Origin of the sequence: Bacillus sp. L75 (assembly GCF_003676355.1) — a bacterium.
In the GTDB taxonomy this organism is placed as follows: Bacteria; Bacillota; Bacilli; order Bacillales; family Bacillaceae; genus Bacillus; species Bacillus velezensis.
On sequence record NZ_ML064914.1, the window covers coordinates 35,132 to 59,570 of the forward strand.

Here is a 24,439-nt window from a genome sequence, read left to right on the forward strand (position 1 = left end):
GTCTCTTAGGAAAGGAGGAAATTGATCATGCCAAAAGTAGCATTATACAACCAAAACGGTTCTACTGCTGGTGATATCGAATTAAACGCGTCTGTATTTGGAATTGAGCCAAATGAGAGCGTAGTATTCGACGCTATTCTTATGCAAAGAGCTTCCTTACGTCAAGGATCTCACAAAGTAAAAAATCGTTCTGAAGTACGCGGCGGAGGTCGCAAACCATGGCGTCAAAAAGGTACAGGTCGTGCCCGTCAAGGTTCAATCCGTTCACCGCAATGGCGCGGAGGTGGTGTCGTATTCGGCCCAACACCACGCAGCTATTCTTACAAATTACCTAAAAAAGTTCGCCGCTTGGCAATCAAATCAGTATTGTCTTCTAAAGTGAACGACAACAACATTATTGTTCTTGAAGATCTTACTCTTGATACGGTTAAAACAAAAGAAATGGCAGCTATCCTTAAAGGATTATCTGTTGAGAAAAAAGCTTTAATCGTAACTGCGGATGCAAACGAAGCAGTATCTCTTTCTGCACGCAACATCCCTGGAGTTACAGTTGTTCAAGCTAACGGAATCAACGTGTTAGACGTTGTCAACCACGAGAAGCTTCTGATTACAAAAGCTGCGGTTGAAAAAGTAGAGGAGGTGCTTGCATAATGAAAGATCCTCGTGATGTTCTTAAGCGCCCCGTCATTACTGAACGTTCTGCTGATTTAATGACTGAAAAGAAATATACTTTTGAAGTTGATGTAAGAGCTAATAAAACAGAAGTGAAAGATGCAGTTGAAAGTATCTTTGGAGTGAAAGTTGACAAAGTCAACATCATGAACTACAAAGGGAAATCAAAACGTGTCGGCCGCTACACTGGTATGACTAGCCGTCGCAGAAAAGCGATCGTAAAACTTACTGCAGACAGCAAAGAAATCGAAATTTTTGAAGCTTAATTATCTGTAAAAAGAAGGAGGGAAATTCAAAATGGCGATTAAAAAGTATAAACCGACCTCTAACGGACGTCGTGGCATGACAACTTCAGATTTTGCTGAAATCACGACTGACCAGCCGGAAAAATCCTTGCTTGCGCCCCTTCACAAAAAAGGCGGACGTAACAACCAAGGTAAATTGACTGTACGTCACCAAGGTGGCGGACACAAACGCCAATACCGTGTTATCGACTTCAAACGCGATAAAGATGGTATACCTGGACGCGTTGCTACAGTTGAGTACGATCCAAACCGTTCAGCTAACATTGCACTAATCAACTATGTAGACGGAGAAAAACGTTACATTCTTGCACCAAAAGGAATTCAAGTAGGTACTGAAATCATGTCCGGCCCTGAAGCTGACATCAAAGTAGGTAACGCACTTCCGCTTATCAACATCCCTGTTGGTACAGTTGTGCATAACATTGAATTAAAACCTGGTAAAGGCGGACAGCTTGTACGTTCAGCTGGTACATCTGCTCAGGTTCTTGGTAAAGAAGGCAAATACGTTCTTGTACGTCTTAACTCTGGTGAAGTTCGCATGATCCTTTCTGCTTGCCGCGCTTCTATCGGTCAAGTAGGTAACGAGCAGCACGAACTTATCAACGTTGGTAAAGCAGGACGCTCTCGCTGGAAAGGCATCCGCCCTACAGTCCGCGGTTCTGTAATGAACCCTAACGATCACCCGCACGGTGGTGGTGAAGGTCGCGCGCCAATCGGACGCAAATCACCAATGTCTCCTTGGGGCAAACCGACTCTTGGATTCAAGACACGTAAGAAAAAGAACAAATCTGATAAATTTATCGTACGTCGTCGTAAAAATAAATAACGGGGTTGTCTACGGTTCATTTCGGACCGTAGTGCAATCACGAAGGGAGGTTCCAAAATGGCTCGCAGCTTGAAAAAAGGACCATTTGTCGATGGACACTTGATGACAAAAATCGAGAAATTAAATGAAACGGACAAGAAACAAGTTGTAAAAACTTGGTCTCGCCGTTCAACTATTTTCCCACAATTTATCGGTCACACTATCGCAGTATATGACGGACGTAAACACGTGCCTGTATTCATTTCTGAAGACATGGTAGGCCACAAGTTGGGCGAATTCGCACCGACTCGTACTTACAAAGGCCACGCCAGTGACGATAAAAAAACAAGACGCTAAGAGAGGAGGCTTTTAAATGCAAGCTAAAGCTGTTGCAAGAACAGTCCGTATTGCTCCTCGTAAAGCACGTCTAGTAATGGACCTGATTCGAGGTAAGCAAGTAGGCGAAGCAGTATCTATCCTGAACTTAACTCCGAGAGCTGCTTCTCCGATCATCGAAAAAGTTTTAAAATCTGCTATCGCAAATGCTGAGCACAACTACGAGATGGACGCTAACAATCTGGTTATTTCTCAGGCATTTGTTGACGAAGGCCCAACGTTAAAAAGATTCCGCCCGCGTGCTATGGGACGTGCGAGCCAAATCAACAAACGTACGAGCCACATTACAATCGTTGTATCAGAAAAGAAGGAGGGATAAGTAGTGGGTCAAAAGGTAAATCCAGTCGGTCTTCGTATCGGAGTCATTCGTGATTGGGAATCTAAGTGGTACGCTGGTAAAGATTACGCTGACTTCCTGCACGAAGATTTAAAAATTCGTGAATTCATTAGCAAACGCCTTTCTGACGCTTCTGTTTCTAAAGTAGAAATCGAGCGCGCAGCAAACCGCGTTAACATTACGATCCACACTGCTAAGCCTGGTATGGTAATCGGTAAAGGCGGATCTGAAGTTGAAGCACTTCGTAAAGCCCTTAACAGCCTTACTGGCAAGCGTGTACACATTAACATTCTTGAAATCAAAAGAGCAGATCTTGATGCTCAGCTTGTAGCTGACAACATCGCTCGTCAACTAGAAAACCGTATTTCTTTCCGCCGTGCGCAGAAACAACAAATCCAACGCACTATGCGTGCTGGAGCACAAGGTGTGAAAACAATGGTTTCCGGCCGTCTTGGCGGAGCTGACATTGCTCGTTCTGAATACTACAGTGAAGGAACTGTTCCATTGCACACTTTACGTGCTGACATCGACTATGCAACATCTGAAGCTGACACAACTTACGGTAAGCTTGGTGTAAAAGTCTGGATCTATCGTGGAGAGGTTCTTCCTACTAAGAAGAAAACTGAGGAAGGAGGAAAATAATATGTTATTACCAAAACGCGTTAAATATCGCAGAGAGCATCGCGGAAAAATGCGCGGTCGCGCTAAAGGCGGTACTGAAGTACATTTTGGTGAGTACGGTATCCAGGCTCTTGAAGCTTCTTGGATCACAAACCGCCAAATCGAAGCTGCACGTATTGCGATGACTCGTTACATGAAACGTGGCGGTAAAGTTTGGATTAAAATTTTCCCTTCAAAACCTTACACTGCTAAACCGCTTGAGGTACGGATGGGTTCCGGTAAAGGGGCTCCTGAAGGCTGGGTAGCTGTTGTAAAACCGGGCAAAGTTTTATTTGAAATTTCTGGTGTGTCTGAAGAGGTAGCTCGTGAAGCTCTTCGTCTTGCATCTCACAAATTGCCAATTAAAACGAAGTTCGTAAAACGTGAAGAAATTGGTGGTGAATCAAATGAAAGCTAATGAAATTCGTGACCTTACCACTGCTGAAATTGAACAAAAAGTAAAGTCTCTTAAAGAAGAACTTTTCAATCTTCGCTTTCAATTAGCGACAGGACAACTTGAAAATACTGCTCGCATTCGTGAAGTGCGCAAAGCTATCGCGCGCATGAAAACTGTGATTCGTGAAAGAGAAATTGCTGCCAACAAATAATCACTGAGGGGAGGTCGTGAGCATGAGCGAACGTAACCAACGCAAAGTTTACCAAGGCCGTGTTGTTTCTGACAAAATGGATAAAACCATCACTGTTGTTGTTGAAACATACAAAAAGGATCCTATTTACGGTAAACGCGTAAAATACTCAAAGAAATTCAAAGCACATGATGAAAATAACCAAGCTAAAATCGGAGACATCGTAAAGATCATGGAAACTCGTCCATTATCTGCAACTAAGCGTTTTCGTCTAGTAGAAGTTGTCGAAGAAGCTGTTATTATCTAATAAAGTTCGGAATTCTTTTTCCGAAGGGAGGTAACAAATAATGATTCAACAAGAGACTCGTTTAAAAGTTGCTGACAACTCCGGTGCGCGTGAGGTACTTACTATTAAAGTTCTTGGCGGTTCTGGACGTAAAACGGCTAACATTGGTGATGTAATTGTTTGCACGGTTAAACAAGCAACACCAGGAGGCGTTGTCAAAAAAGGTGAAGTCGTAAGAGCTGTTATCGTTCGCACAAAAAGCGGAGCACGCAGAACTGACGGATCATACATCAGCTTCGATGAGAATGCATGTGTTATCATCCGTGACGACAAGAGCCCGCGTGGAACTCGTATCTTCGGACCGGTTGCCCGTGAATTACGTGAAAACAACTTCATGAAAATTGTTTCTCTGGCTCCAGAAGTTATCTAATGAAATAAATGCCTTACTCAAGGAGGTGCGATCAGGATGCATGTGAAAAAAGGCGATAAAGTAATGGTTATCTCTGGTAAAGATAAAGGCAAACAAGGTACGATCCTTGCTGCTTTCCCTAAAAAGGACCGCGTTCTAGTTGAGGGCGTAAACATGGTGAAGAAGCACTCTAAACCAACTCAAGCAAACCCTCAAGGCGGTATTTCTAATCAAGAGGCGCCAATTCATGTATCAAACGTTATGCCGCTCGATCCTAAAACAGGTGAAGTGACTCGCGTAGGATACAAAGTGGAAGATGGCAAAAAAGTTCGTGTTGCAAAAAAATCTGGGCAAGTCTTAGATAAATAGTATTTAAAGGAAGGGAGGTCTATCTCATGAACCGCCTTAAAGAAAAGTACAATAAAGAAATTTCACCTGCTTTAATGACGAAGTTCAACTACGACTCTGTTATGCAGGTGCCAAAAATCGAAAAAATCGTAATCAACATGGGTGTCGGTGATGCTGTTCAAAACGCAAAAGCAATCGACAGTGCTGTTGAAGAATTAACGTTTATCGCAGGTCAAAAACCTGTCGTTACTCGTGCGAAGAAATCAATTGCTGGATTCCGTCTTCGTGAGGGAATGCCTATCGGTGCGAAAGTAACTCTTCGCGGAGAGCGCATGTATGATTTCCTTGATAAACTTATTTCTGTATCTTTACCGCGTGTACGTGACTTCCGCGGGATTTCTAAGAAATCTTTCGACGGTCGCGGAAACTACACTCTTGGTATCAAAGAACAGTTAATCTTCCCTGAAATTGACTACGATAAAGTAACAAAGGTTCGCGGAATGGACATCGTTATCGTAACGACTGCTAACTCTGACGAAGAGGCTCGTGAGCTATTAACTCAAGTAGGTATGCCGTTCCAGAAATAATCAATGAAAGGGAGGCGAAATCGTGGCTAAAAAGTCAATGATTGCGAAACAACAACGTACACCAAAGTTTAAAGTGCAAGAGTACACTCGCTGTGAACGCTGCGGACGTCCGCACTCAGTCATTCGTAAATTTAAACTTTGCCGTATTTGTTTCCGTGAGCTTGCATATAAAGGACAAATTCCTGGCGTGAAAAAAGCCAGCTGGTAATCCCCAAGAATGGGAAGGAGGTAATTATATAATGGTTATGACAGATCCAATTGCAGATATGCTGACTCGTATTCGCAATGCAAACATGGTACGTCATGAGAAGCTTGAAATTCCTGCTTCTAAATTGAAAAGAGAAATTGCTGACATTTTAAAGCGTGAAGGTTTCATTCGTGACGTTGAGTTCGTAGAAGACAGCAAACAAGGTATCATCCGCGTTTTCTTGAAATACGGACAAAACAACGAGCGCGTTATCACTGGTCTTAAAAGAATCAGCAAACCAGGTTTGCGTGTATACGCTAAATCAAATGAAGTACCTCGCGTACTTAACGGTCTTGGAATCGCGATTATTTCTACATCACAAGGTGTTTTAACGGACAAAGAAGCCCGTGCAAAACAAGCTGGTGGAGAAGTTCTAGCATACGTTTGGTAAGAAGTTTAACAAGAATGGAGGTGTTTTAGTATGTCTCGTGTAGGTAAAAAACTGCTTGAGATCCCTTCTGGAGTTACAGTAACGCTGAACGAAGGCAACACTGTAGCTGTAAAAGGACCAAAAGGAGAATTAACTCGTACTTTCCATCCTGATATGGAAATCAAAATTGAGGACAACGTGCTTACAGTTACTCGTCCTTCTGATCACAAAGAGCACCGTGCGCTGCATGGTACGACTCGCAGTCTGCTTGGAAACATGGTTGAAGGCGTATCTAAAGGATTTGAAAGAGGTTTGGAATTAGTCGGTGTCGGTTATCGTGCGGCTAAATCCGGAAACAAACTTGTTTTAAACGTTGGATACTCTCATCCTGTTGAGATCGTTCCTGAAGAGGGCATCGAAATCGAAGTTCCTTCTCAAACTAAAGTAGTTGTAAAAGGTACAGACAAAGAGCGTGTAGGAGCTATCGCTGCTAACATTCGCGCTGTACGTTCTCCAGAGCCTTACAAAGGTAAAGGAATCCGCTACGAAGGTGAAGTTGTTCGCCGTAAAGAAGGTAAATCTGCTAAGTAAGACCGCTTAAAGTGAAGAAAGGAGTGACCTAAGGATGATTACGAAAACTAGCAAAAATGCTGCTCGTCAAAAAAGACATGCCCGTGTTCGTGCTAAACTTTCAGGCACAGCTGAAAGACCTCGTCTGAATGTGTTCCGTTCAAACAAACACATTTATGCTCAAATCATCGATGATGTAAATGGCGTTACACTTGCTAGTGCTTCTACTCTCGATAAAGATTTGAACGTGGAAAGCACTGGTGACAGCGCTGCTGCTGCTAAAGTCGGTGAACTCGTTGCGAAACGCGCTTCTGAGAAAGGTGTTTCTGACGTAGTATTTGACCGCGGCGGATACTTATACCATGGACGTGTAAAAGCTCTGGCCGATGCAGCTCGTGAAGCCGGACTGAAATTTTAATAAAAAAAGGAGGGACACATGATTATGCGTCGTATTGACCCAAGCAAATTAGAGTTAGAAGAACGCTTAGTTACGGTTAACCGCGTAGCGAAAGTTGTTAAAGGTGGTCGTCGTTTCCGTTTCGCAGCTCTAGTCGTTGTCGGTGACAAAAACGGTCATGTAGGTTTCGGTACTGGTAAAGCACAAGAAGTACCTGAAGCAATCCGCAAAGCTGTTGAAGATGCGAAAAAGAATTTGATTGAAGTACCAATGGTTGGAACTACGATTCCACACGAAATCATCGGACGTTTCGGTGCAGGCAATATCTTGTTGAAACCTGCTTCTGAAGGTACTGGAGTTATCGCTGGAGGCCCTGTACGTGCGGTACTTGAGCTTGCTGGCGTTGCTGATATCCTTTCTAAGTCTTTAGGTTCTAACACACCGATCAACATGATCCGTGCAACACTTCAAGGTTTAAGTGAGCTTAAACGTGCCGAAGACGTTGCGAAGCTTCGTGGAAAATCTGTAGAAGAACTGTTAGGATAAGGAGGGAACATTAATGGCTAAATTAGAAATTACCCTCAAACGCAGTGTAATCGGTCGCCCGGAAGATCAGCGCGTTACTGTAAGAACACTTGGTTTAAAGAAAACAAACCAAACTGTCGTTCATGAAGATAACGCAGCGATCCGCGGTATGATTAATAAAGTATCTCATCTAGTTTCTGTTAAAGAACAATAAAAATAAATTATAGGCTAAGGAGGTGTCCTAATGAAACTTCATGAATTAAAGCCTTCAGAAGGTTCACGTAAAGTACGCAATCGCGTAGGTCGTGGTATTGGTTCTGGTAACGGTAAAACAGCTGGTAAAGGTCACAAAGGTCAAAACGCTCGTTCTGGCGGAGGTGTACGCCCTGGATTCGAGGGGGGACAAATGCCTTTATTCCAACGTCTTCCTAAGCGTGGTTTTACAAACATCAACCGTAAGGAATACGCTATTGTGAACGTAGACAAATTGAACGGTTTTGCGGAAGGAACGGAAGTCACTCCTGAACTTCTTCTTGAGACTGGTGTTATTAGCAAACTTAATGCAGGAGTAAAGATTCTTGGCAACGGTAAATTAGAGAAAAAATTAACTGTAAAAGCCAATAAATTCTCTGCTTCTGCGAAAGAAGCTGTTGAAGCTGCTGGCGGTACAGCTGAGGTGATCTAACTTGTTTAAGACAATCTCCAACTTTATGCGTGTGAGTGATATTCGGAATAAAATCATTTTTACATTACTCATGCTTATCGTCTTTCGCATAGGTGCGTTTATCCCTGTGCCATATGTAAATGCTCAGGCGTTGCAGACACAAAGTTCGATGGGGGTTTTTGATCTCCTTAATACATTTGGCGGCGGTGCGCTTTATCAGTTCTCCATTTTTGCGATGGGAATCACGCCTTACATCACTGCTTCGATCATCATTCAGCTGCTTCAGATGGATGTTGTGCCGAAGTTTACCGAGTGGTCTAAGCAAGGTGAAGTCGGCCGCCGTAAATTAGCTCAGTTCACGAGATATTTTACGATTGTGCTTGGTTTTATCCAGGCATTAGGTATGTCTTACGGGTTTAACAACCTGGCAAACGGTATGCTGATTGAAAAATCCGGCATATCGACATATCTGATTATTGCTTTAGTACTCACTGGAGGAACTGCTTTTTTAATGTGGCTGGGAGAACAAATTACTTCCAATGGAGTAGGTAACGGAATTTCGATCATCATCTTCGCGGGGATTGTGGCTAGTATTCCGAAAACTGTTGGGCAGATTTATGAGACTCAATTTGTCGGCAGCAGCGATCAGCTGTTTATTCATATTGTGAAAATCGCCTTACTGGTGATTGCGATTTTGGCCGTTATTGTTGGTGTTATTTTCATTCAGCAGGCCGTACGCAAAATCGCAATTCAATATGCAAAAGGGCAAGGTCGTTCACCTGTTGGCGGAGGCCAGTCAACTCACCTTCCGCTTAAAGTGAATCCGGCAGGGGTTATTCCGGTAATCTTTGCGGTTGCGTTTCTTATTACGCCGCGTACTATCGCGTCATTTTTCGGAGAAAACAATGTGACAAAGTGGATTCAAGCCAACTTTGACAATACACATCCGGTGGGCATGGCGGTTTATGTCGCATTAATTATCGCCTTTACGTACTTCTATGCTTTTGTGCAGGTAAACCCTGAACAAATGGCTGATAACCTAAAAAAACAGGGTGGCTATATCCCGGGGGTTCGTCCAGGGAAAATGACTCAAGATAGAATTACGAGCATTTTGTATCGACTTACGTTTGTGGGTTCTATATTCTTAGCCGTGATTTCCATTCTTCCTATCTTTTTCATTCAATTCGCTGGATTGCCTCAAAGTGCACAGATTGGCGGAACATCATTGTTAATTGTCGTCGGGGTAGCCTTGGAGACAATGAAGCAGCTGGAGAGCCAGTTAGTGAAACGTAATTACCGAGGATTTATGAAAAATTAGAGGACTGGTTTTAACCATTCCTCTAAATAAGAGAGGACGGGGGAAATCCGAATGAACTTAGTCTTAATGGGACTTCCTGGAGCCGGTAAAGGCACACAGGGAGAACGAATTGTTGAGGATTATGGGATACCTCATATCTCAACGGGAGATATGTTCCGTGCTGCTATGAAAGAAGAAACACCACTCGGACTCGAAGCAAAGTCTTATATTGATAAAGGCGAGCTCGTACCGGACGAAGTCACAATCGGCATTGTCAAAGAAAGACTCGGCAAAGATGATTGTGAAAGAGGTTTTCTTCTGGACGGATTTCCGCGAACAGTCGCTCAGGCTGAAGCTCTTGAAAACATTCTTGAGGAATACGGCAAGCCGATTGATTATGTCATTAACATTAAAGTAGACAAAGACTCTTTAATGGAACGTTTGACTGGACGCAGAATTTGCAGTGTTTGCGGCACAACCTATCATTTGGTTTTCAATCCGCCGAAAACGCCGGGTGTTTGTGATAAAGACGGAGGAGACCTTTATCAACGGGCAGATGATAATGAGGAAACCGTCTCAAAACGGCTTGAGGTCAACATGAAGCAGACTCAGCCTTTACTCGATTTTTATTCTGAGAAAGGGTATCTTGTCAACGTCAATGGCCAGCAGGACATTAACGACGTGTACAAAGATGTGAAAGAGCTTCTTGGAGGATTGAGCAAATGATTATCTGTAAGACCCCTCGTGAGCTTGGCATCATGCGGGAAGCAGGGCGAATCGTGGCTTTGACTCATGAAGAGATGAAAAAGCACATTAAACCAGGAATCTCGACAAAAGAATTGGATCAAATTGCCGAACGTTTTATTGAGAAGCAGGGTGCAATCCCATCTTTTAAGGGGTATAATGGGTTTCGCGGGAGCATCTGTGTATCAGTTAATGAAGAACTCGTTCACGGAATTCCCGGTAAAAGGGTTTTGCGTGACGGTGACATTATCAGCATTGATATCGGTGCTAAATTAAATGGTTATCATGGTGACTCTGCTTGGACATATCCGGTAGGAAACATCAGTGATGATGATAAACGACTGCTGGAAGTGACAGAGGAGTCTTTATATAAAGGCTTGAAGGAAGCAAAACCAGGTGAACGTTTGTCGAATATTTCCCACGCAATACAAACGTATGTCGAAAATGAGCAGTTTTCAGTTGTTAGGGAGTATGTCGGACATGGTGTTGGTCAAGACTTGCATGAGGATCCGCAAATTCCTCATTACGGTCCGCCAAACAAAGGACCTAGGCTGAAGCCTGGTATGGTTCTCGCTATAGAACCGATGGTTAACGCTGGCAGCCGATATGTGAAAACATTGGCTGATAACTGGACGGTTGTAACGGTAGATGGGAAAAAGTGTGCTCATTTTGAACATACGATTGCGATTACGGAAACGGGTTTTGATATACTGACAAAAGTCTAGATGATGAAATGAATTCCATGACACATGTTTTTCATTCCGCACCTGGGCAGATTGTAGGTTTACAATTGGTCGGAAGAAAAACCGGCTAGCTGCTGTCACCGGAATGAAGATTCATCATCGTGTACTAAAGCAGACGGAGAAAAGCGTACATTTCATTCTCCTTAGAAATAGAATATCAATCATTCACCCTTTATGATTGCGTATCTCCGGAAGTTCAGAACAGTATAAACGAAACAGGGCGTGTGACAAACGGATAACTGAGATTTTCTCTTTTGAAATTTGTCAGAGAGCAAGTTACTGATTTGAAGAAGGGAGAACACTTGAATGGCGAAAGACGATGTAATTGAAGTGGAAGGTACGATTGTCGAAACACTGCCAAACGCGATGTTCAAAGTTGAACTCGAAAATGGCCATACGGTTTTGGCTCACGTATCTGGTAAAATCCGCATGCACTTCATTCGCATTTTACCTGGAGACAAAGTTACGGTAGAATTATCTCCATATGACTTAACTCGTGGCAGGATTACGTACCGTTACAAATAAAGCACTCCGGAAACTGAAGGAGGTTGGAAACACATGAAAGTGAGACCATCAGTTAAACCAATCTGCGAGAAATGTAAAGTTATTCGCAGAAAAGGAAAAGTAATGGTGATCTGTGAAAATCCAAAGCATAAACAAAAACAAGGATAATTAATAAGGAGGTGCCCAGAGAATGGCTCGTATTGCTGGTGTAGATATCCCACGTGACAAACGTGTTGTTATTTCTTTAACATATGTCTTCGGAATTGGCCGCACAACGGCTCAGCAAGTCTTGAAAGAGGCTGGTGTTTCTGAAGATACTCGTGTGCGTGATCTTACTGAAGAAGAACTTGGTAAAATCCGTGATGTTATTGACAAACTGAAAGTAGAAGGTGACCTTCGCCGTGAAGTTTCTCTTAACATCAAGCGTCTGATCGAAATCGGAAGCTACCGCGGAATCCGTCATCGCAGAGGTTTGCCTGTTCGCGGACAAAACTCTAAAAACAATGCGCGTACTCGTAAAGGTCCGCGTCGTACTGTAGCTAACAAGAAAAAATAAGTAAGGGAGGTACCTAAACAATGGCTGCTGCTCGTAAACAAAACACGCGTAAACGTCGCGTGAAAAAGAATATTGAGTCAGGAATCGCTCATATTCGTTCAACTTTCAACAACACGATCGTTACGATCACTGATACTCATGGTAATGCTCTTTCTTGGTCAAGTGCCGGAGCTCTAGGATTCAGAGGTTCTCGTAAATCTACTCCTTTTGCTGCGCAAATGGCTGCTGAAACAGCTGCTAAAGGTTCAATCGAACACGGACTTAAAACTCTTGAAGTAACTGTTAAAGGACCAGGTTCTGGCCGTGAAGCTGCAATCCGTGCTTTACAAGCTGCCGGACTTGAAGTTACAGCTATCAGAGACGTAACTCCTGTTCCTCATAATGGATGCCGTCCACCAAAACGTCGCCGCGTGTAATTTGTTTGTATAGATTTTGTGTCCCTGTCAATAATGGGTTATGATACAGTTATTTATGAAACGAATGCACCGACTCGTTGCCTGAGCACATACGGGACTAAACAATGGGGAATTTCGGATGGAATCTCATATGATTCTATTCGAGGTTTCGACGTTTTGAAGGAGGGTTTTAAGTAATGATCGAGATTGAAAAACCAAAAATCGAAACGGTTGAAATCAGCGACGATGCCAAATTTGGTAAGTTTGTCGTAGAGCCGCTTGAGCGTGGATATGGTACAACTCTGGGTAACTCCTTACGTCGTATCCTCTTATCCTCACTCCCTGGTGCCGCTGTAACATCGATCCAGATAGATGGTGTACTGCACGAATTCTCGACAATCGAAGGCGTTGTGGAAGATGTTACAACGATAATCTTGCACATTAAAAAGCTTGCATTGAAAATCTACTCTGATGAAGAGAAGACGCTTGAAATTGATGTACAGGGCGAAGGAACTGTCACAGCAGCTGATATTACACACGACAGCGATGTTGAAATCCTTAATCCGGATCTTCATATTGCGACTCTTGGTGAGAATGCGAGTTTCCGAGTTCGCCTTACTGCACAAAGAGGACGTGGGTATACACCTGCTGATTCGAACAAAAGAGACGATCAGCCAATCGGCGTGATTCCGATCGATTCAATCTTTACGCCAGTTTCTCGTTTATCTTATCAGGTAGAAAACACTCGTGTAGGCCAGGTTGCAAACTATGACAAACTTACACTTGATGTTTGGACTGACGGAAGCACTGGACCGAAGGAAGCAATTGCTCTCGGTTCAAAGATTTTAACTGAACACCTTAATATATTCGTTGGTTTAACTGACGAAGCTCAGCATGCTGAAATCATGGTTGAAAAAGAAGAGGATCAAAAAGAAAAAGTTCTTGAAATGACGATTGAGGAACTTGACCTTTCTGTCCGTTCTTACAACTGCTTGAAGCGTGCGGGCATTAACACGGTTCAAGAACTTGCGAACAAGACGGAAGAAGATATGATGAAAGTTCGCAACCTGGGACGCAAATCACTTGAAGAAGTGAAAGCGAAACTAGAAGAACTTGGACTCGGCCTTCGCAAAGACGATTGATCTAGTTTCCATGTGAACTAGGATTTTCGTGTGTTTTTTATTTAGAAACAGCATTCCATTAAAGGAGGGGACATCACATGTCATACAGAAAACTAGGACGTACGAGTTCACAGCGTAAAGCTATGCTTCGTGATCTTACAACAGATTTGATCATCAACGAAAGAATTGAAACAACTGAAACACGTGCGAAAGAACTTCGCTCTGTTGTTGAAAAGATGATCACTCTTGGTAAGCGCGGTGACTTGCATGCTCGTCGTCAAGCAGCTGCATACATTCGCAACGAGGTTGCTAATGAAGAAAATAACCAAGATGCACTTCAAAAATTATTCTCTGACATTGCAACTCGTTACGAGGAGCGCCAAGGCGGATACACACGTATTATGAAGCTTGGTCCTCGCCGTGGTGACGGTGCACCAATGGCAATCATCGAATTGGTTTAATCACATATTTTTGTGTATCTAAAGAAGGGCGGGACAGTTTCTAACTGGATCTATGCCCTTTTTTTAGATATCAGAACTTTTTATCATGAGACAGAAAAGCAGAGCTATAGCTGAGAGGAGGTCAGGCGCCCGTGGATCAAAAACAGCTTATATCCGTAAAAGACACTCTATTCCGTTACCGCAAAGATGCAGAAAGACCGGCGCTGGACGGTGTGAGTCTGGAGGTATACGAAGGAGAATGGCTTGCTATCGTAGGCCACAACGGTTCAGGGAAGTCGACTTTGGCCAGAGCGCTGAACGGGCTGATTTTGCCCGAGGCCGGAGAAATTGAAGTCGGCGGCATCAAACTGACTGAGGATACCGTGTGGGATGTGCGAAAAAAAATAGGGATGGTCTTTCAGAATCCCGATAACCAATTTGTCGGAACGACTGTTCGCGATGATGTGGCTTTTGGTTTAGAAAACAATGGTGTTCCGCGCGAAGAAATGATTGAGAGAGTAGATTGGGCTGTCACACAAGTCAATATGCAGGATTTTCTTGATCAAGAGCCGCACCATCTCTCCGGAGGTCAAAAACAAAGAGTGGCGATCGCGGGGATTATTGCCGCGCGTCCTGATATTATGATTTTGGATGAAGCGACATCCATGCTTGACCCGATTGGGAGAGAAGAAGTCCTTGATACTGTCAGACGCTTAAAAGATCAGGGCATGGCCACCGTCATTTCGATAACACATGACCTGGAAGAAGCCGCAAGGGCGGACAGGATCATTGTGATGAACGGCGGCAGGAAATATGCAGAGGGCACGCCTGAAGAGATTTTTAAATTAAACGAAGACTTGGTTCGCATCGGTCTTGATTTGCCTTTCTCATTCCAGCTCAGCCTGCTTTTGAAAGAAAGCGGACTGGCGTTAACGAAAAACCATCTGACTCAGGAAGGGCTGGTGAATGAGCTGTGGACATTAAAATCAAAGATGTAGAACACCGCTATCAAATGAAGACACCGTTTGAACGGCTGGCTCTGTATGATATCAATGCCGTGATAAAAGAGGGCAGCTACGTTGCCGTCATCGGGCATACAGGGTCGGGCAAATCGACGCTCCTGCAGCATTTAAACGGTTTGCTGAAACCGACTAAAGGACAGCTTGAACTCGGGAGCACGATTCTGGCAGCCGGTAAAAAGAATAAAGACCTTAAGACTTTGCGAAAAAAAGTCGGAATCGTTTTCCAATTTCCCGAACATCAGCTGTTTGAAGAGACTGTGCTGAAGGACATCGCATTCGGACCGATGAATTTTGGTGTAAAAAAAGAAGACGCTGAACGGAAAGCAAAAGAAATGCTGGGGCTTGTGGGCCTTCCGGAAGACATTTTGGATCGTTCACCATTTGAGCTCAGCGGCGGCCAGATGCGCAGAGTGGCGATTGCCGGCGTTCTCGCGATGGAGCCGGAAGTGCTGGTTTTGGATGAACCGACGGCCGGTCTTGATCCGAGAGGGCGCCAGGACATTATGGACATGTTCTATGCGCTTCATCAGCGGGGAAACCTGACTACCGTTCTCGTCACCCACAGCATGGAGGACGCCGCCCGCTATGCTGACGAAATGATTGTCATGCACAAAGGAACCATTAAAGCGACGGGGAGTCCGCGTGACTTGTTTGTAAAAGGTGAAGAGATGGCCGAAATGGGACTGGATCTTCCTGAATCGGTGAAGTTTCAGAGACGGCTTGAGAAGGCTCTCGGAGTCAAGTATGAAAAACCCATGCTGACCCTGCAGGATGCCGCCAGTGAAATTAAGGCTTTCTTTCAGGAGGAAAAGGACCAATGATGGACAGCATGATTATCGGAAAGTATGTTCCCGGATCATCGCTTATTCACCGATTGGACCCGCGAACAAAACTTGTCAGCATTTTTCTTTTTGTATGTATCGTCTTTTTGGCAAACAACGTACAGACGTATGCTTTGCTCGGTTTGTTTACATTCGGGGTGATCGCCTTGACTCGCGTGCCGTTCAGCTTTTTGCTGAAGGGGCTTAAGCCGATTATCTGGATTGTGGCGTTTACCTTTTTATTACACATTTTCATGACGCATGAAGGATCTGTCATTTTTCAGCTTGGCTGGTTTAAAGTGTATGAGGGCGGACTTATACAGGGTATTTTTATCTCCCTCCGTTTCGTTTACCTTATCTTTATGACGACGCTGCTGACGCTGACAACAACGCCGATTGAAATAACGGATGGAATGGAGCAGCTCCTGAATCCTTTTAAAAAGGTGAAGCTGCCCGTACACGAACTCGCATTGATGATGTCGATATCATTGCGATTTATCCCGACATTGATGGAAGAGACAGATAAAATCATGAAGGCGCAAATGGCGAGGGGTGCGGACTTTACAAGCGGCCCGGTGAAAGACAGAATCAAAGCGGTTGTTCCGCTGCTTGTCCCGCTGTTTGTCAGCGCCTTTAAACGCGCGGAAGAGCTCGCGGTCGCCATGGAGGCGAGAGGCTACCAGGGCGGTGAGGGGAGAACGAAATACAGAAAGCTCGTCTGGACCGGAAAGGATACCGGAGCTATTCTGCTCATCATGGTATTAGCCGTGTTATTGTTTTTCTTAAGAAGTTAGAGGTGCTGCTGAATGAGAGTGAAATGTACCATTGCTTATGACGGGCATTTATTTAACGGATATCAGGTTCAGCCTGGAAAGCGGACCGTTCAAAGTGAATTGGAAAAAGCGCTGGCCGTCATCCATAAAACGGACGGCAGAGTGCCTGTCATCTCATCCGGCCGCACGGACAGCGATGTTCATGCTGCCGGGCAGGTCATTCATTTTGATACGCCGCTGTCCATCCCGGCTGAGAAATGGCCGTTTGCGCTCAATGCCCTGCTGCCTGATGATATTGCCGTCAAAACAGCAGAGATTGCGGATGATGGGTTCCATGCACGATTTAGCGCGGTCCAAAAGGAATATCGCTACTTTGTATATACGGAGAAACACCCGGACGTATTTAAACGACATTACGCTTACCATTTTGCATATCCGCTTAATGTGCAGAAAATGAGGGAAGCTTCAAGGCACCTCGTCGGGACACATGATTTCACAAGCTTTTGCGCGGCTGATACCGCGGTTCAGGATAAAGTCAGAACAATTTACGAGCTGGATTGGACTGAGACCGGAGACGGCCTGCAGATGCGGATCACCGGAAACGGTTTTCTCTATAATATGGTCAGAATCATTGCCGGAACGTTATTGGATACAGGAGCTGGAAAATTTTCTCCCGATGATGTAAAAGCAATGCTCGAAGCGAAGGATCGTGAAGCCGCGGGGCGCACCGCACCGGGGCACGGGCTGTATTTATGGAGCGTTTGCTATGACAACTAAACCAGGTGTAACATTTTCTTGACAGAGTCTGCATAAAGTTATAAGATATCATATGGTATGTATTTCAACCCCACGATAAGCCCCGGAACTTATTGTGTTGTGAAATAGAACGTAATCGAAGATTATTGAAAATGACAGATCATTTAGGAGGGAAATTCAATGCGTACAACACCTATGGCTAACGCAAGTACTATTGAACGCAAGTGGTTAGTTGTTGATGCTGCTGGCAAGACTTTAGGACGTCTTTCTACAGAAGTTGCATCTATCCTTCGCGGGAAACACAAACCGACTTACACACCGCACGTTGATACTGGAGATCATGTGATCATCATCAACGCTGAAAAAATCGAGTTAACTGGTAAAAAGTTAACTGACAAAATCTACTACCGTCACACTCAACATCCAGGCGGATTAAAATCAAGAACTGCTCTTGAAATGCGTACAAACTACCCTGAGAAAATGCTTGAGCTTGCTATCAAAGGCATGCTTCCAAAAGGTTCTCTAGGTCGTCAAATGTTCAAGAAATTGAACGTATACCGTGGTTCTGAGCATCCACATGAAGCACAAAAACCTGAAGTTTACGAACTTCGCGGTTAATTAAAAAGGAGGTTACCAATTTGGCACAGGTTCAATATTACGGTACTGGCCGTCGTAAAAGTTCTGTAGCGCGTGTGCGCTTAGTTCCAGGTGAAGGTCGTATCGTCGTTAATAATCGTGAAATCAGCGAGCACATTCCATCTCCAGCTCTAATCGAAGATATCAAACAACCATTAACTTTAACTGAAACAGCTGGTACTTATGATGTTTTAGTAAACGTACATGGAGGCGGCTTATCTGGTCAAGCTGGAGCAATCCGTCATGGTATCGCTCGTGCTTTGCTTGAAGCAGATCCAGAATACCGTGCAACACTTAAACGTGCTGGTCTTCTGACTCGTGACGCTCGTATGAAAGAACGTAAAAAATACGGTCTTAAAGGCGCTCGTCGTGCACCTCAGTTCTCAAAACGTTAATCGTTTTGGATGGCAAAAACCACAACTTCTTGGTTGTGGTTTTTTTGTATTTTTTTCTCATATTCAAGAGGTTATCCGATGTTTTTCTAGAATTGTTTGTTATACTCTATTCATTACCAATAAGGAGCGCAGTTATAATGAATAAGTTAGTCATACATAACAGCAAGGCATGGGATAAAAAAGTCGAAACAGGCAATGAATGGACGGTTGCGGTTGATTCTCATACGATTGGTGAAGCGAAAAAAGGCAATTGGAGCATCAGAATGACCCCCGGAAAAGATGTGCCGGCTGATTGGTTTCCGCCCATAGACGGTCTGAAGGTTCTTTGTCTCGCTTCAGGAGGAGGACAGCAAGGGCCGGTCCTTGCTGCTGCAGGAGCGGATGTGACCATCTTTGACAATTCGGAAAAACAGCTTGCGCAAGACAGAATGGTTGCCGGGCGGGACGATCTTACGCTTCGGACTGTCAAAGGCAGCATGAATGATCTGAGCTGTTTTGATGATGAGTCATTTGATTTTATCGTGCACCCGGTATCGAATTGCTTTGTTGATACGGTTCTTCCGGTATGGAAAGAAGCTCATCGCGTATTGAAAAAAGGCGGGTCTTTAGTCTCCGGTTTTGTAAATCCCGTCGTGTTCTTATTTGATATGGATTTAGAGCAGGAAGGCGTACTAAAAGTAAAGTATTCCATTCCGTTTTCGGATGAAAAAGATCTGAGTAAGAAAAAGGTAAAGGAACTTATTGATAATCATGAAGCGCTTGAATTCGGCCATACGCTGGAGGATCAAATTAAAGGTCAGATTGACGCAGGCTTCATGGTTGCCGGTTTTTACGAGGACAAAGGCGGCCTCGTGCTGGATGAATACATTAATACATACTCCGTAACAAGAAGCATTAAAATATAAAAACGGCATCCCGTCAGAGGTGCTGTTTTTTTGCGGCTTTTTCCTGCGGACGGCTGATCACATTAGCCGAAACCGGTTCTATTCCAATGTCTCTGGCCCAAACCGACAGTTGTCCCATATGGTGAATCTCATGCGCAAGGATGTGGCGGAGAATATCTTCTTTAGGAAAGGTTTGGTCCATCCAGTCCGGCTTAACAAGATCCGGTCCTTTGAGGGAGACCGCATGAATGACATCCTCCCGATACTGTTCAGACAGCTTTCTGAGATCCTGAATGCTTGTATAGTCAGACTCAGCAGGTAAAACATCATCTTTACCTAAAATGGCACGAGCCCAGCTGATCTCGACATCAATGATATGAAATAAAGTCCGCAAGATGCTCTCCATTCCGCCCGTCCGGGTTTTCGTCAGTTCCTCCCGGCTCAGCTTTTCACATATCATAAACCACTCGTCACGCACCGTCCAATTGTATTGAAACAGCTTTTTCATCACGTCACCTCAGCTCTTTCTTCTTCCAGTTAACATAAAACTCCTTCATTTGGGAGGATTTCCACTATCAACAAAGCATGCTTTTTCCCTTTTCCTTTCAAAATAACAGTAAAAAGGAGCGTGGCTGGCAATGGCAGAAGTATTATCTTTTTCAGACGTGAAACGGCAGAAGGATTTTGAGCTTGAGAAGAGTTTACTAAAGGAGCTGTCACTGACGCAGATCATTCAGTCCGTAAAAGCATGTCTTACCCCTTTGTTTCCCTTTCTTCAAGACGAAAACGGCATTCTGAGTGAAGGATGCATAGATTTTGCAATTGAAGCGTATTTATTAGGCGGCCGGTTCGGCGTCTTTGGCTATTATGGTGAGTCCTTGCAGAGGGCAAACGCCCGTTCGGCTGAAGAAGAGGAAGAACTGACGGTCGATTTTTTTGAATATCTTTGCAATTGGACGCATGAGCAATATTCTTCCGTTGAACAAAAAGAAATCTATGAAGCGTCCTGCCGGTTTATCAACAGCTGGTGGACGGAAGGATTTCTGCAAAGAGAAAAACAATGTAAGCTCCGCATGAGGTAATCATAATTTCTTCCCTTGTCCCATACTTATTAATAACGGGGACAAGCGGGAGGGAAAGGTATGACAAAAAAGCTGAAATGGCTCGGTTTTTTACTTGGCTTTATCATATTATTGTGTTTATTCCGGTTTCAATTCCATAATGATGATTCCTGGCGGCCGTGGAGTCTGCCGCTGAGCGGGAAAATCATCTATCTCGATCCGGGACACGGCGGGCCGGACGGAGGCGCCACGGGAGGCAGTCACCTTGAAAAGGACATTACTCTCGAAGTGGCCTCCAGGGTCAGAGACTATTTGCAGGAGCAGGGAGCTTTGGTCATTATGACGCGGGAGACGGATACTGATTTAGCTCCTGAAGGGACGAAAGGCTACAGCAGACGCAAAGCGGAAGATCTGAGAAAGCGCGTGGAAATCATCAACCGTTCAGAGGCGGAGCTTTATATCAGCATTCATCTGAACGCCATACCGTCACCGAGATGGAGCGGCGCCCAAAGCTTCTACTATGGAAAATACGAAGAAAATGAAAAAGTGGCAAAATATATACAGGACGAATTGAGAATCAATTTGGAGAATACAACGAGAAAGGCGAAACGGATACACGGCATTTACTTAATGCAGAATGTAACCAAACCGGGCGCGCTGGTGGAGATCGGATTTCTGTCCAATCCCGCGGAAGCGAAAAGGCTCGGCCAGCCCAAATATCAGGACAAAATCGCTTCTTCCGTGTATAAGGGCGTATTGAGATACTTCACAGAGAAAGGAGACCCTCCCGAGTAAGGAGGGTTTTTCGCCGATTCTATGTTTAATATATGGTATAATACCATTTGTAAACGAATACACAAAGGGTGAGGGTTCGATGATAAGAGAAGATGAAGTAAGAAATATAGTCGGAAACATGCGCGAACCTTTTCTTCATAGACCGCTGGGAGAATTGGATGCCATTAAAGAAGTAAAGATCAAGCCGGAAAAACGGCATGTCAGTGTGAAAATTGCATTGGCAAAAACGGGGACGGCTGAACAGATGGGTATTCAGCAGGAAATCGTATCCGTTCTGAAAGAAGCGGGTGCGGAAACTGTGGGACTGCGGTTTGAAGAGCTGCCGGAAGAAACATTGGCGAAATTCAGCCGGCCGGCTGCTGAAAGCGAAACCCTGCTGAATAGGAAACATCCGCCGGTCTTTCTTGCGGTGGCAAGCGGAAAAGGCGGTGTCGGCAAATCAACGGTTTCCGTCAACCTGGCCATTTCTCTTGCGCGGCTCGGAAAAAAAGTCGGCTTGATCGATGCGGATATATACGGATTCAGCGTGCCGGACATGATGGGTATTACAGTTCGCCCGACAGTAGAAGGAGAAAAACTGCTTCCTGTCGAAAGATTTGGAGTAAAGGTTATGTCGATGGGCTTTTTCGTCGAAGAAAACGCTCCGGTTGTGTGGAGAGGGCCGATGCTGGGCAAGATGCTGAATAACTTCTTCCATGAAGTTGACTGGGGAGAGGTTGACTATATCGTTCTTGATCTGCCGCCCGGCACTGGTGATGTGGCGCTCGATGTACACACGATGCTTCCGAGCTGCAAAGAGATTATCGTATCAACGCCGCACCCTACAGCCGCATTTGTAGCGGCGAGAGCGGGTTCTATGGCGATTAAGACCGATCATGAAGTTGTAGGGGTCATTGAAAATATGGCTTACTATGAAAGTGCAAAAACCGGCGAGAGAGAATATGTGTTCGGTCAAGGCGGGGGAGATAAGCTTGCAGAGGAATTGCAAGTGCCGCTGCTTGGCAGAATTCCTTTAAAACAGCCTGATTGGGACAAGGATCAGTTTGCGCCTTCTGTCTATGACAGAAGTCATCCGATCGGGGAAATTTATATGGGGATCGCCCAGAAAGTCATTGAAAAAACAGCTGAATAAAAAAGGGGCCGGGATCAACACGGCCCGGCCTTTTATTGGCTTTCTTTTTCAGAGCTTGAAGCTGCTTTTTTCAATTCATCCTCGAATTGCTTTTTGAAAAGCGGGCTGGAAAGTGTCTCTGTAATTACATCTTCTAAGTAACTGCGGAACTTTTGGCTTTTCACCAGCTCATAGTATTTTTTATCCATGCCGGGGTCCTGCATGATCTGCATAAAACTTTTCTGATAATCAGGGTCTTTCATCAGTTTTTTTATGATTTTTTCATGCTCGGGCTGAAGAGTTTTTGCAAAGCTCTCGGCGAATTTTGAGTCTTCAAAAATGGTTTTCCAGAACTCCGCCCCTTTTTTAGAGGTGAGGGTTTTCTCTATTGTGCCTTTAATGGCATTTTGATCAATCACCAATGCCTCATTCATCGCATCATCATTTAATATTTCCTTAATTGCCTTTTTTCCATCATCGGTCTTTAATATATCAACAACCATTTTTTTAGTCTGGTCATAATCCATATCCGCTGCTTGGTCTTTTGGAGCACAAGCTGTTACAGATAATAAAACAAAACAGCTTATCAATAGCGTTTTGGCTTTTGACATGCATAAGCTCCTTCCTTACTTGTACTTATTTTTAATATGATTCATCGGAATGGATTTATACATAACAAAATATCGCTGAACGCGATTGTCAGGGGGATGAATAAGAGATGAAAAGCCGCGGGCTTGTTCGATTTTTCTTTTCGATTTTAGCTGTGGGCGCTCTTATTACAAGCGTCGTGGGATTTGCTCTGAAGTGGGGGGAGTACAAGGGGTTCTTTCTGAATTTTGAGGCCGGTCAGATTTTCTCCGTTCTGATCTGGTTTATCGGGGTGGGCATGATTTTCAGTGTGATCAGCCAGATGGGATTCTTCGTTTTTCTGACGGTGCACCGGTTTGCCCTTGAAATTCTCAGATCAAGCTCGCTTTGGAATCTGCTTCAGCTGTTTATCATTCTGTTTGTCGCTTTTGATTTAATGTACGTCAGATTTTTGTTTTTCGGAGAGCGGGATGACTCGATTGCGGGGTTTGTCTGGCTGCCGCTGGCTCTGCTTGCCGTCGGCCTGTTGACGGCGTATATAAAACAAAAGCAGTCCTCAAAAAATACGTTCGTTTCATCATTATTTTTAATGGTCGTTATTACAGCGCTTGAATGGGTTCCTGCGCTACGAGTGAATAATGAGGACTGGCTTTATTTGATGCTGATTCCGCTGATGGGCTGCAATGCGTTTCAGCTGTTAATGCTGCCGAAGTTTGCCCAGAGGTAATTATTTCACTTCTGATGACTTGACGTCAGTATTTGCGATCAGGTCGCCGACGGTCACGTTTTTCAGTCCTTTTTGCTTTAAATTGTGAATGATGGCGGGGAGCGCTTCTTCAGTCTGTGTTGCTGAATCAGATGCGTGCAGCAGGACAATGTCGCCGCCTTTTATATGACTGTTTACATTTTCAATGATTTTATCAGGGCCGGGATTTGTCCAATCCTGCGAGTTAACGCTGTAATGAACCACTGAATAGTGGTACTGCTGTGCAATGGTAAGAACCTTTTTATTAAATTGTCCGGTCGGCGGGCGGAGTAAATGAACATTCTTCACACCCAGCTTTTTAAATGCGGTCTGGGCCCGGAGGATATCTTTTTTTATTTCATTGTCCTCTAGGTTGGTATAATTCTTATACGCATATCCCATGCTGCCGATTTGATGTCCGTCTTTTACCATACGTTCAACTGTGTCCGGGTGCCGTTCCGCCCAAGAAGCTGACAGAAAAAAAGTAGCGTTTTTAATACCGTTTGCTTTTAGCGCGTTCAGAATCGGAACCGCCTTTTCATCGCCCCAGCTGATATCGAATGTTAATGCGACTTCCCCCGCTCTCGTCTCCCCTTTTGAAATAGCCTTTGGGCCGCTATCAGTTAAAAATACAGGAAGGGGGACGGCTCTCTGTATATAAAAAAAGCTGGCTGCTGCAAATGCGGCAATGATAATAATAAGCAGCTGTTTTATCCTTCTGATGTGCCACACGTAGAAGTGATTCACTGATGACGCCTCCTTATCTTGTCCATGCTTGATTACATCGTATGCCGCGGCGGAGATGAATATAACGAAATACGTTTTAAAAAAAACGAAAAAAACACTTGCTAAATTTAAAGAATGCATGGTATATTATTAAACGTCGC

Annotated in this window: 42 protein-coding genes; 39 read left to right on the top strand and 3 right to left on the bottom strand. The window is 44.3% G+C overall.

The genetic code is table 11. From position 1 onward, the window contains the following. The first annotated feature begins 27 nt into the window (after nt 1-27). From rplD to D5S11_RS17075, 35 genes are all read left to right on the top strand, one after another. A complete protein-coding gene (gene rplD, locus D5S11_RS16900; RefSeq protein ID WP_007615239.1) occupies nt 28-651 on the top strand; it encodes a 50S ribosomal protein L4 in 624 nt (207 codons plus the stop codon). Beyond that, nucleotides 651-938 carry a 50S ribosomal protein L23 gene (gene rplW, locus D5S11_RS16905; protein WP_003156467.1) on the top strand — a complete coding sequence of 96 codons (288 nt, stop codon included), beginning with the start codon at nt 651-653 and terminating at the stop codon, nt 936-938. Before rplD ends, rplW begins: the two co-directional genes overlap by 1 nt. Before the next feature lie 31 nt (nt 939-969). Continuing rightward, the gene (rplB, locus tag D5S11_RS16910; protein WP_003156470.1) at nt 970-1,803 is read left to right on the top strand and encodes a 50S ribosomal protein L2; all 834 of its coding nucleotides are present in this window, start codon (nt 970-972) and stop codon (nt 1,801-1,803) included. A gap of 57 nt (nt 1,804-1,860) precedes the next feature. Next, on the top strand, nt 1,861-2,139 hold the full coding sequence (gene rpsS / locus D5S11_RS16915) for a 30S ribosomal protein S19 (RefSeq protein ID WP_003156472.1): 279 nt from the start codon (nt 1,861-1,863) through the stop codon (nt 2,137-2,139). A 16-nt stretch (nt 2,140-2,155) separates the two neighbouring features. Further along, the gene (gene rplV / locus D5S11_RS16920) at nt 2,156-2,497 is read left to right on the top strand and encodes a 50S ribosomal protein L22 (protein ID WP_003156475.1); all 342 of its coding nucleotides are present in this window, start codon (nt 2,156-2,158) and stop codon (nt 2,495-2,497) included. Between the two features lie 3 nt (nt 2,498-2,500). Then, the gene (gene rpsC, locus D5S11_RS16925; RefSeq protein WP_003156476.1) at nt 2,501-3,157 is read left to right on the top strand and encodes a 30S ribosomal protein S3; all 657 of its coding nucleotides are present in this window, start codon (nt 2,501-2,503) and stop codon (nt 3,155-3,157) included. A 1-nt stretch (nt 3,158) separates the two neighbouring features. Continuing rightward, nucleotides 3,159-3,593: a 50S ribosomal protein L16 gene (gene rplP / locus D5S11_RS16930; RefSeq protein WP_003156478.1), complete on the top strand. Its 435-nt coding sequence runs from the start codon at nt 3,159-3,161 to the stop codon at nt 3,591-3,593. Continuing rightward, nucleotides 3,583-3,783 (top strand): 50S ribosomal protein L29, encoded by a 201-nt coding sequence (rpmC, locus tag D5S11_RS16935; RefSeq protein ID WP_003156482.1) that lies wholly within the window; start codon nt 3,583-3,585, stop codon nt 3,781-3,783. The genes rplP and rpmC overlap by 11 nt, the downstream gene beginning before the upstream one ends. Before the next feature lie 22 nt (nt 3,784-3,805). Beyond that, complete coding sequence (rpsQ, locus tag D5S11_RS16940) at nt 3,806-4,069, top strand: 30S ribosomal protein S17 (RefSeq protein ID WP_003156484.1); 264 nt, start codon at nt 3,806-3,808, stop codon at nt 4,067-4,069. Nucleotides 4,070-4,109: 40 nt separating this feature from the next. Then, nucleotides 4,110-4,478 (top strand): 50S ribosomal protein L14, encoded by a 369-nt coding sequence (rplN, locus tag D5S11_RS16945; protein ID WP_007410404.1) that lies wholly within the window; start codon nt 4,110-4,112, stop codon nt 4,476-4,478. A gap of 36 nt (nt 4,479-4,514) precedes the next feature. After that, entirely contained in the window at nt 4,515-4,826 is a 312-nt protein-coding gene (rplX, locus tag D5S11_RS16950) for a 50S ribosomal protein L24 (protein WP_003156486.1), read from the top strand. Between the two features lie 26 nt (nt 4,827-4,852). Then, nucleotides 4,853-5,392, top strand: coding sequence for a 50S ribosomal protein L5 (gene rplE, locus D5S11_RS16955; protein ID WP_003156487.1), 540 nt, complete (start codon nt 4,853-4,855; stop codon nt 5,390-5,392). Nucleotides 5,393-5,414: 22 nt separating this feature from the next. Continuing rightward, nucleotides 5,415-5,600 (top strand): 30S ribosomal protein S14, encoded by a 186-nt coding sequence (gene rpsN, locus D5S11_RS16960; protein ID WP_003156488.1) that lies wholly within the window; start codon nt 5,415-5,417, stop codon nt 5,598-5,600. Nucleotides 5,601-5,631: 31 nt separating this feature from the next. Next, the gene (gene rpsH / locus D5S11_RS16965; protein ID WP_003156489.1) at nt 5,632-6,030 is read left to right on the top strand and encodes a 30S ribosomal protein S8; all 399 of its coding nucleotides are present in this window, start codon (nt 5,632-5,634) and stop codon (nt 6,028-6,030) included. Between the two features lie 30 nt (nt 6,031-6,060). Beyond that, nucleotides 6,061-6,600: a 50S ribosomal protein L6 gene (rplF, locus tag D5S11_RS16970; RefSeq protein WP_003156490.1), complete on the top strand. Its 540-nt coding sequence runs from the start codon at nt 6,061-6,063 to the stop codon at nt 6,598-6,600. A 34-nt stretch (nt 6,601-6,634) separates the two neighbouring features. Beyond that, entirely contained in the window at nt 6,635-6,997 is a 363-nt protein-coding gene (gene rplR, locus D5S11_RS16975) for a 50S ribosomal protein L18 (protein WP_003156492.1), read from the top strand. A 24-nt stretch (nt 6,998-7,021) separates the two neighbouring features. Further along, the gene (gene rpsE, locus D5S11_RS16980) at nt 7,022-7,522 is read left to right on the top strand and encodes a 30S ribosomal protein S5 (protein WP_003328273.1); all 501 of its coding nucleotides are present in this window, start codon (nt 7,022-7,024) and stop codon (nt 7,520-7,522) included. 13 nt (nt 7,523-7,535) lie between these two features. After that, nucleotides 7,536-7,715 carry a 50S ribosomal protein L30 gene (rpmD, locus tag D5S11_RS16985; protein ID WP_003156497.1) on the top strand — a complete coding sequence of 60 codons (180 nt, stop codon included), beginning with the start codon at nt 7,536-7,538 and terminating at the stop codon, nt 7,713-7,715. Between the two features lie 30 nt (nt 7,716-7,745). Continuing rightward, nucleotides 7,746-8,186, top strand: a complete 441-nt coding sequence (rplO, locus tag D5S11_RS16990) for a 50S ribosomal protein L15 (RefSeq protein ID WP_003156499.1) — start codon at nt 7,746-7,748, stop codon at nt 8,184-8,186. 1 nt (nt 8,187) lies between these two features. Continuing rightward, a complete protein-coding gene (gene secY, locus D5S11_RS16995; protein ID WP_007615246.1) occupies nt 8,188-9,483 on the top strand; it encodes a preprotein translocase subunit SecY in 1,296 nt (431 codons plus the stop codon). Between the two features lie 51 nt (nt 9,484-9,534). After that, a complete protein-coding gene (locus D5S11_RS17000) occupies nt 9,535-10,188 on the top strand; it encodes an adenylate kinase (RefSeq protein WP_007410407.1) in 654 nt (217 codons plus the stop codon). Beyond that, nucleotides 10,185-10,931, top strand: coding sequence for a type I methionyl aminopeptidase (map, locus tag D5S11_RS17005; protein WP_007410408.1), 747 nt, complete (start codon nt 10,185-10,187; stop codon nt 10,929-10,931). Before D5S11_RS17000 ends, map begins: the two co-directional genes overlap by 4 nt. 324 nt (nt 10,932-11,255) lie before the next feature. Next, nucleotides 11,256-11,474 carry a translation initiation factor IF-1 gene (infA, locus tag D5S11_RS17015; protein WP_003156508.1) on the top strand — a complete coding sequence of 73 codons (219 nt, stop codon included), beginning with the start codon at nt 11,256-11,258 and terminating at the stop codon, nt 11,472-11,474. Between the two features lie 33 nt (nt 11,475-11,507). After that, entirely contained in the window at nt 11,508-11,621 is a 114-nt protein-coding gene (rpmJ, locus tag D5S11_RS17020; protein WP_003156543.1) for a 50S ribosomal protein L36, read from the top strand. 22 nt (nt 11,622-11,643) lie between these two features. Further along, entirely contained in the window at nt 11,644-12,009 is a 366-nt protein-coding gene (rpsM, locus tag D5S11_RS17025) for a 30S ribosomal protein S13 (RefSeq protein WP_003156545.1), read from the top strand. Between the two features lie 20 nt (nt 12,010-12,029). Further along, complete coding sequence (gene rpsK / locus D5S11_RS17030) at nt 12,030-12,425, top strand: 30S ribosomal protein S11 (RefSeq protein ID WP_007410409.1); 396 nt, start codon at nt 12,030-12,032, stop codon at nt 12,423-12,425. A gap of 176 nt (nt 12,426-12,601) precedes the next feature. Further along, the gene (locus D5S11_RS17035) at nt 12,602-13,546 is read left to right on the top strand and encodes a DNA-directed RNA polymerase subunit alpha (protein ID WP_003156549.1); all 945 of its coding nucleotides are present in this window, start codon (nt 12,602-12,604) and stop codon (nt 13,544-13,546) included. A 77-nt stretch (nt 13,547-13,623) separates the two neighbouring features. Next, on the top strand, nt 13,624-13,986 hold the full coding sequence (gene rplQ / locus D5S11_RS17040) for a 50S ribosomal protein L17 (protein WP_003156550.1): 363 nt from the start codon (nt 13,624-13,626) through the stop codon (nt 13,984-13,986). A gap of 131 nt (nt 13,987-14,117) precedes the next feature. Then, a complete protein-coding gene (locus tag D5S11_RS17045; protein ID WP_020955223.1) occupies nt 14,118-14,963 on the top strand; it encodes an energy-coupling factor ABC transporter ATP-binding protein in 846 nt (281 codons plus the stop codon). Then, a complete protein-coding gene (locus D5S11_RS17050) occupies nt 14,939-15,808 on the top strand; it encodes an energy-coupling factor ABC transporter ATP-binding protein (RefSeq protein ID WP_014416754.1) in 870 nt (289 codons plus the stop codon). Before D5S11_RS17045 ends, D5S11_RS17050 begins: the two co-directional genes overlap by 25 nt. Next, nucleotides 15,805-16,602: an energy-coupling factor transporter transmembrane component T family protein gene (locus D5S11_RS17055; protein ID WP_007410412.1), complete on the top strand. Its 798-nt coding sequence runs from the start codon at nt 15,805-15,807 to the stop codon at nt 16,600-16,602. Before D5S11_RS17050 ends, D5S11_RS17055 begins: the two co-directional genes overlap by 4 nt. Before the next feature lie 12 nt (nt 16,603-16,614). Next, nucleotides 16,615-17,358 carry a tRNA pseudouridine(38-40) synthase TruA gene (gene truA, locus D5S11_RS17060; RefSeq protein WP_033575233.1) on the top strand — a complete coding sequence of 248 codons (744 nt, stop codon included), beginning with the start codon at nt 16,615-16,617 and terminating at the stop codon, nt 17,356-17,358. A 159-nt stretch (nt 17,359-17,517) separates the two neighbouring features. After that, nucleotides 17,518-17,955 (top strand): 50S ribosomal protein L13, encoded by a 438-nt coding sequence (rplM, locus tag D5S11_RS17065; protein ID WP_003225844.1) that lies wholly within the window; start codon nt 17,518-17,520, stop codon nt 17,953-17,955. A gap of 20 nt (nt 17,956-17,975) precedes the next feature. After that, entirely contained in the window at nt 17,976-18,368 is a 393-nt protein-coding gene (rpsI, locus tag D5S11_RS17070) for a 30S ribosomal protein S9 (RefSeq protein WP_003225846.1), read from the top strand. Nucleotides 18,369-18,505: 137 nt separating this feature from the next. Further along, on the top strand, nt 18,506-19,273 hold the full coding sequence (locus D5S11_RS17075) for a class I SAM-dependent methyltransferase (protein ID WP_033575232.1): 768 nt from the start codon (nt 18,506-18,508) through the stop codon (nt 19,271-19,273). A gap of 13 nt (nt 19,274-19,286) precedes the next feature. On the opposite strand, the gene D5S11_RS17080 is transcribed toward D5S11_RS17075, so the two are convergent. Then, nucleotides 19,287-19,760: a DinB family protein gene (locus D5S11_RS17080; RefSeq protein ID WP_007410415.1), complete on the bottom strand. Its 474-nt coding sequence runs from the start codon at nt 19,758-19,760 to the stop codon at nt 19,287-19,289. Nucleotides 19,761-19,890: 130 nt separating this feature from the next. Here D5S11_RS17080 and D5S11_RS17085 point away from each other — a divergent pair, with 130 nt between their 5' ends. The 3 genes from D5S11_RS17085 (at nt 19,891) to D5S11_RS17095 (ending at nt 22,240) form a co-directional block, all read left to right on the top strand. Next, nucleotides 19,891-20,334, top strand: coding sequence for a DUF2521 family protein (locus D5S11_RS17085; protein ID WP_007410416.1), 444 nt, complete (start codon nt 19,891-19,893; stop codon nt 20,332-20,334). A 60-nt stretch (nt 20,335-20,394) separates the two neighbouring features. Then, nucleotides 20,395-21,108, top strand: coding sequence for an N-acetylmuramoyl-L-alanine amidase CwlD (gene cwlD / locus D5S11_RS17090; protein ID WP_007410417.1), 714 nt, complete (start codon nt 20,395-20,397; stop codon nt 21,106-21,108). Between the two features lie 79 nt (nt 21,109-21,187). Then, nucleotides 21,188-22,240: an Mrp/NBP35 family ATP-binding protein gene (locus D5S11_RS17095; RefSeq protein WP_007410418.1), complete on the top strand. Its 1,053-nt coding sequence runs from the start codon at nt 21,188-21,190 to the stop codon at nt 22,238-22,240. Between the two features lie 32 nt (nt 22,241-22,272). Here the strand turns inward: D5S11_RS17095 and gerD are convergent, their stop codons facing one another. Next, the gene (gerD, locus tag D5S11_RS17100; protein WP_007410419.1) at nt 22,273-22,830 is read right to left on the bottom strand and encodes a spore germination lipoprotein GerD; all 558 of its coding nucleotides are present in this window, start codon (nt 22,828-22,830) and stop codon (nt 22,273-22,275) included. A 107-nt stretch (nt 22,831-22,937) separates the two neighbouring features. Between gerD and kbaA the strand changes: the two genes are divergently transcribed. After that, the gene (kbaA, locus tag D5S11_RS17105) at nt 22,938-23,534 is read left to right on the top strand and encodes a KinB-signaling pathway activation protein (protein WP_007410420.1); all 597 of its coding nucleotides are present in this window, start codon (nt 22,938-22,940) and stop codon (nt 23,532-23,534) included. Here kbaA and pdaB read toward each other — a convergent pair whose 3' ends face one another. After that, nucleotides 23,535-24,299, bottom strand: coding sequence for a polysaccharide deacetylase family sporulation protein PdaB (gene pdaB, locus D5S11_RS17110; protein ID WP_007410421.1), 765 nt, complete (start codon nt 24,297-24,299; stop codon nt 23,535-23,537). It abuts the gene before it with no gap. Nucleotides 24,300-24,439 lie beyond the last annotated feature (140 nt).

Bases quoted from the DNA above. Each gene is read 5' to 3' on its own strand.
- rplD (WP_007615239.1), top strand. From the start codon at position 28: ATGCCAAAAGTAGCATTATACAACCAAAACGGTTCTACTGCTGGTGAT.
- rplW (WP_003156467.1), top strand. From the start codon at position 651: ATGAAAGATCCTCGTGATGTTCTTAAGCGCCCCGTCATTACTGAACGT.
- rplB (WP_003156470.1), top strand. From the start codon at position 970: ATGGCGATTAAAAAGTATAAACCGACCTCTAACGGACGTCGTGGCATG.
- rpsS (WP_003156472.1), top strand. From the start codon at position 1,861: ATGGCTCGCAGCTTGAAAAAAGGACCATTTGTCGATGGACACTTGATG.
- rplV (WP_003156475.1), top strand. From the start codon at position 2,156: ATGCAAGCTAAAGCTGTTGCAAGAACAGTCCGTATTGCTCCTCGTAAA.
- rplP (WP_003156478.1), top strand. From the start codon at position 3,159: ATGTTATTACCAAAACGCGTTAAATATCGCAGAGAGCATCGCGGAAAA.
- rpmC (WP_003156482.1), top strand. From the start codon at position 3,583: ATGAAAGCTAATGAAATTCGTGACCTTACCACTGCTGAAATTGAACAA.
- rpsQ (WP_003156484.1), top strand. From the start codon at position 3,806: ATGAGCGAACGTAACCAACGCAAAGTTTACCAAGGCCGTGTTGTTTCT.
- rplN (WP_007410404.1), top strand. From the start codon at position 4,110: ATGATTCAACAAGAGACTCGTTTAAAAGTTGCTGACAACTCCGGTGCG.
- rplX (WP_003156486.1), top strand. From the start codon at position 4,515: ATGCATGTGAAAAAAGGCGATAAAGTAATGGTTATCTCTGGTAAAGAT.
- rplE (WP_003156487.1), top strand. From the start codon at position 4,853: ATGAACCGCCTTAAAGAAAAGTACAATAAAGAAATTTCACCTGCTTTA.
- rpsH (WP_003156489.1), top strand. From the start codon at position 5,632: ATGGTTATGACAGATCCAATTGCAGATATGCTGACTCGTATTCGCAAT.
- rplF (WP_003156490.1), top strand. From the start codon at position 6,061: ATGTCTCGTGTAGGTAAAAAACTGCTTGAGATCCCTTCTGGAGTTACA.
- rplR (WP_003156492.1), top strand. From the start codon at position 6,635: ATGATTACGAAAACTAGCAAAAATGCTGCTCGTCAAAAAAGACATGCC.
- rpsE (WP_003328273.1), top strand. From the start codon at position 7,022: ATGCGTCGTATTGACCCAAGCAAATTAGAGTTAGAAGAACGCTTAGTT.
- rpmD (WP_003156497.1), top strand. From the start codon at position 7,536: ATGGCTAAATTAGAAATTACCCTCAAACGCAGTGTAATCGGTCGCCCG.
- rplO (WP_003156499.1), top strand. From the start codon at position 7,746: ATGAAACTTCATGAATTAAAGCCTTCAGAAGGTTCACGTAAAGTACGC.
- D5S11_RS17000 (WP_007410407.1), top strand. From the start codon at position 9,535: ATGAACTTAGTCTTAATGGGACTTCCTGGAGCCGGTAAAGGCACACAG.
- map (WP_007410408.1), top strand. From the start codon at position 10,185: ATGATTATCTGTAAGACCCCTCGTGAGCTTGGCATCATGCGGGAAGCA.
- infA (WP_003156508.1), top strand. From the start codon at position 11,256: ATGGCGAAAGACGATGTAATTGAAGTGGAAGGTACGATTGTCGAAACA.
- rpmJ (WP_003156543.1), top strand. From the start codon at position 11,508: ATGAAAGTGAGACCATCAGTTAAACCAATCTGCGAGAAATGTAAAGTT.
- rpsM (WP_003156545.1), top strand. From the start codon at position 11,644: ATGGCTCGTATTGCTGGTGTAGATATCCCACGTGACAAACGTGTTGTT.
- rpsK (WP_007410409.1), top strand. From the start codon at position 12,030: ATGGCTGCTGCTCGTAAACAAAACACGCGTAAACGTCGCGTGAAAAAG.
- D5S11_RS17035 (WP_003156549.1), top strand. From the start codon at position 12,602: ATGATCGAGATTGAAAAACCAAAAATCGAAACGGTTGAAATCAGCGAC.
- rplQ (WP_003156550.1), top strand. From the start codon at position 13,624: ATGTCATACAGAAAACTAGGACGTACGAGTTCACAGCGTAAAGCTATG.
- D5S11_RS17055 (WP_007410412.1), top strand. From the start codon at position 15,805: ATGATGGACAGCATGATTATCGGAAAGTATGTTCCCGGATCATCGCTT.
- truA (WP_033575233.1), top strand. From the start codon at position 16,615: ATGAGAGTGAAATGTACCATTGCTTATGACGGGCATTTATTTAACGGA.
- rplM (WP_003225844.1), top strand. From the start codon at position 17,518: ATGCGTACAACACCTATGGCTAACGCAAGTACTATTGAACGCAAGTGG.
- D5S11_RS17075 (WP_033575232.1), top strand. From the start codon at position 18,506: ATGAATAAGTTAGTCATACATAACAGCAAGGCATGGGATAAAAAAGTC.
- D5S11_RS17080 (WP_007410415.1), bottom strand. From the start codon at position 19,760: ATGAAAAAGCTGTTTCAATACAATTGGACGGTGCGTGACGAGTGGTTT.
- D5S11_RS17085 (WP_007410416.1), top strand. From the start codon at position 19,891: ATGGCAGAAGTATTATCTTTTTCAGACGTGAAACGGCAGAAGGATTTT.
- cwlD (WP_007410417.1), top strand. From the start codon at position 20,395: ATGACAAAAAAGCTGAAATGGCTCGGTTTTTTACTTGGCTTTATCATA.
- D5S11_RS17095 (WP_007410418.1), top strand. From the start codon at position 21,188: ATGATAAGAGAAGATGAAGTAAGAAATATAGTCGGAAACATGCGCGAA.
- gerD (WP_007410419.1), bottom strand. From the start codon at position 22,830: ATGTCAAAAGCCAAAACGCTATTGATAAGCTGTTTTGTTTTATTATCT.
- kbaA (WP_007410420.1), top strand. From the start codon at position 22,938: ATGAAAAGCCGCGGGCTTGTTCGATTTTTCTTTTCGATTTTAGCTGTG.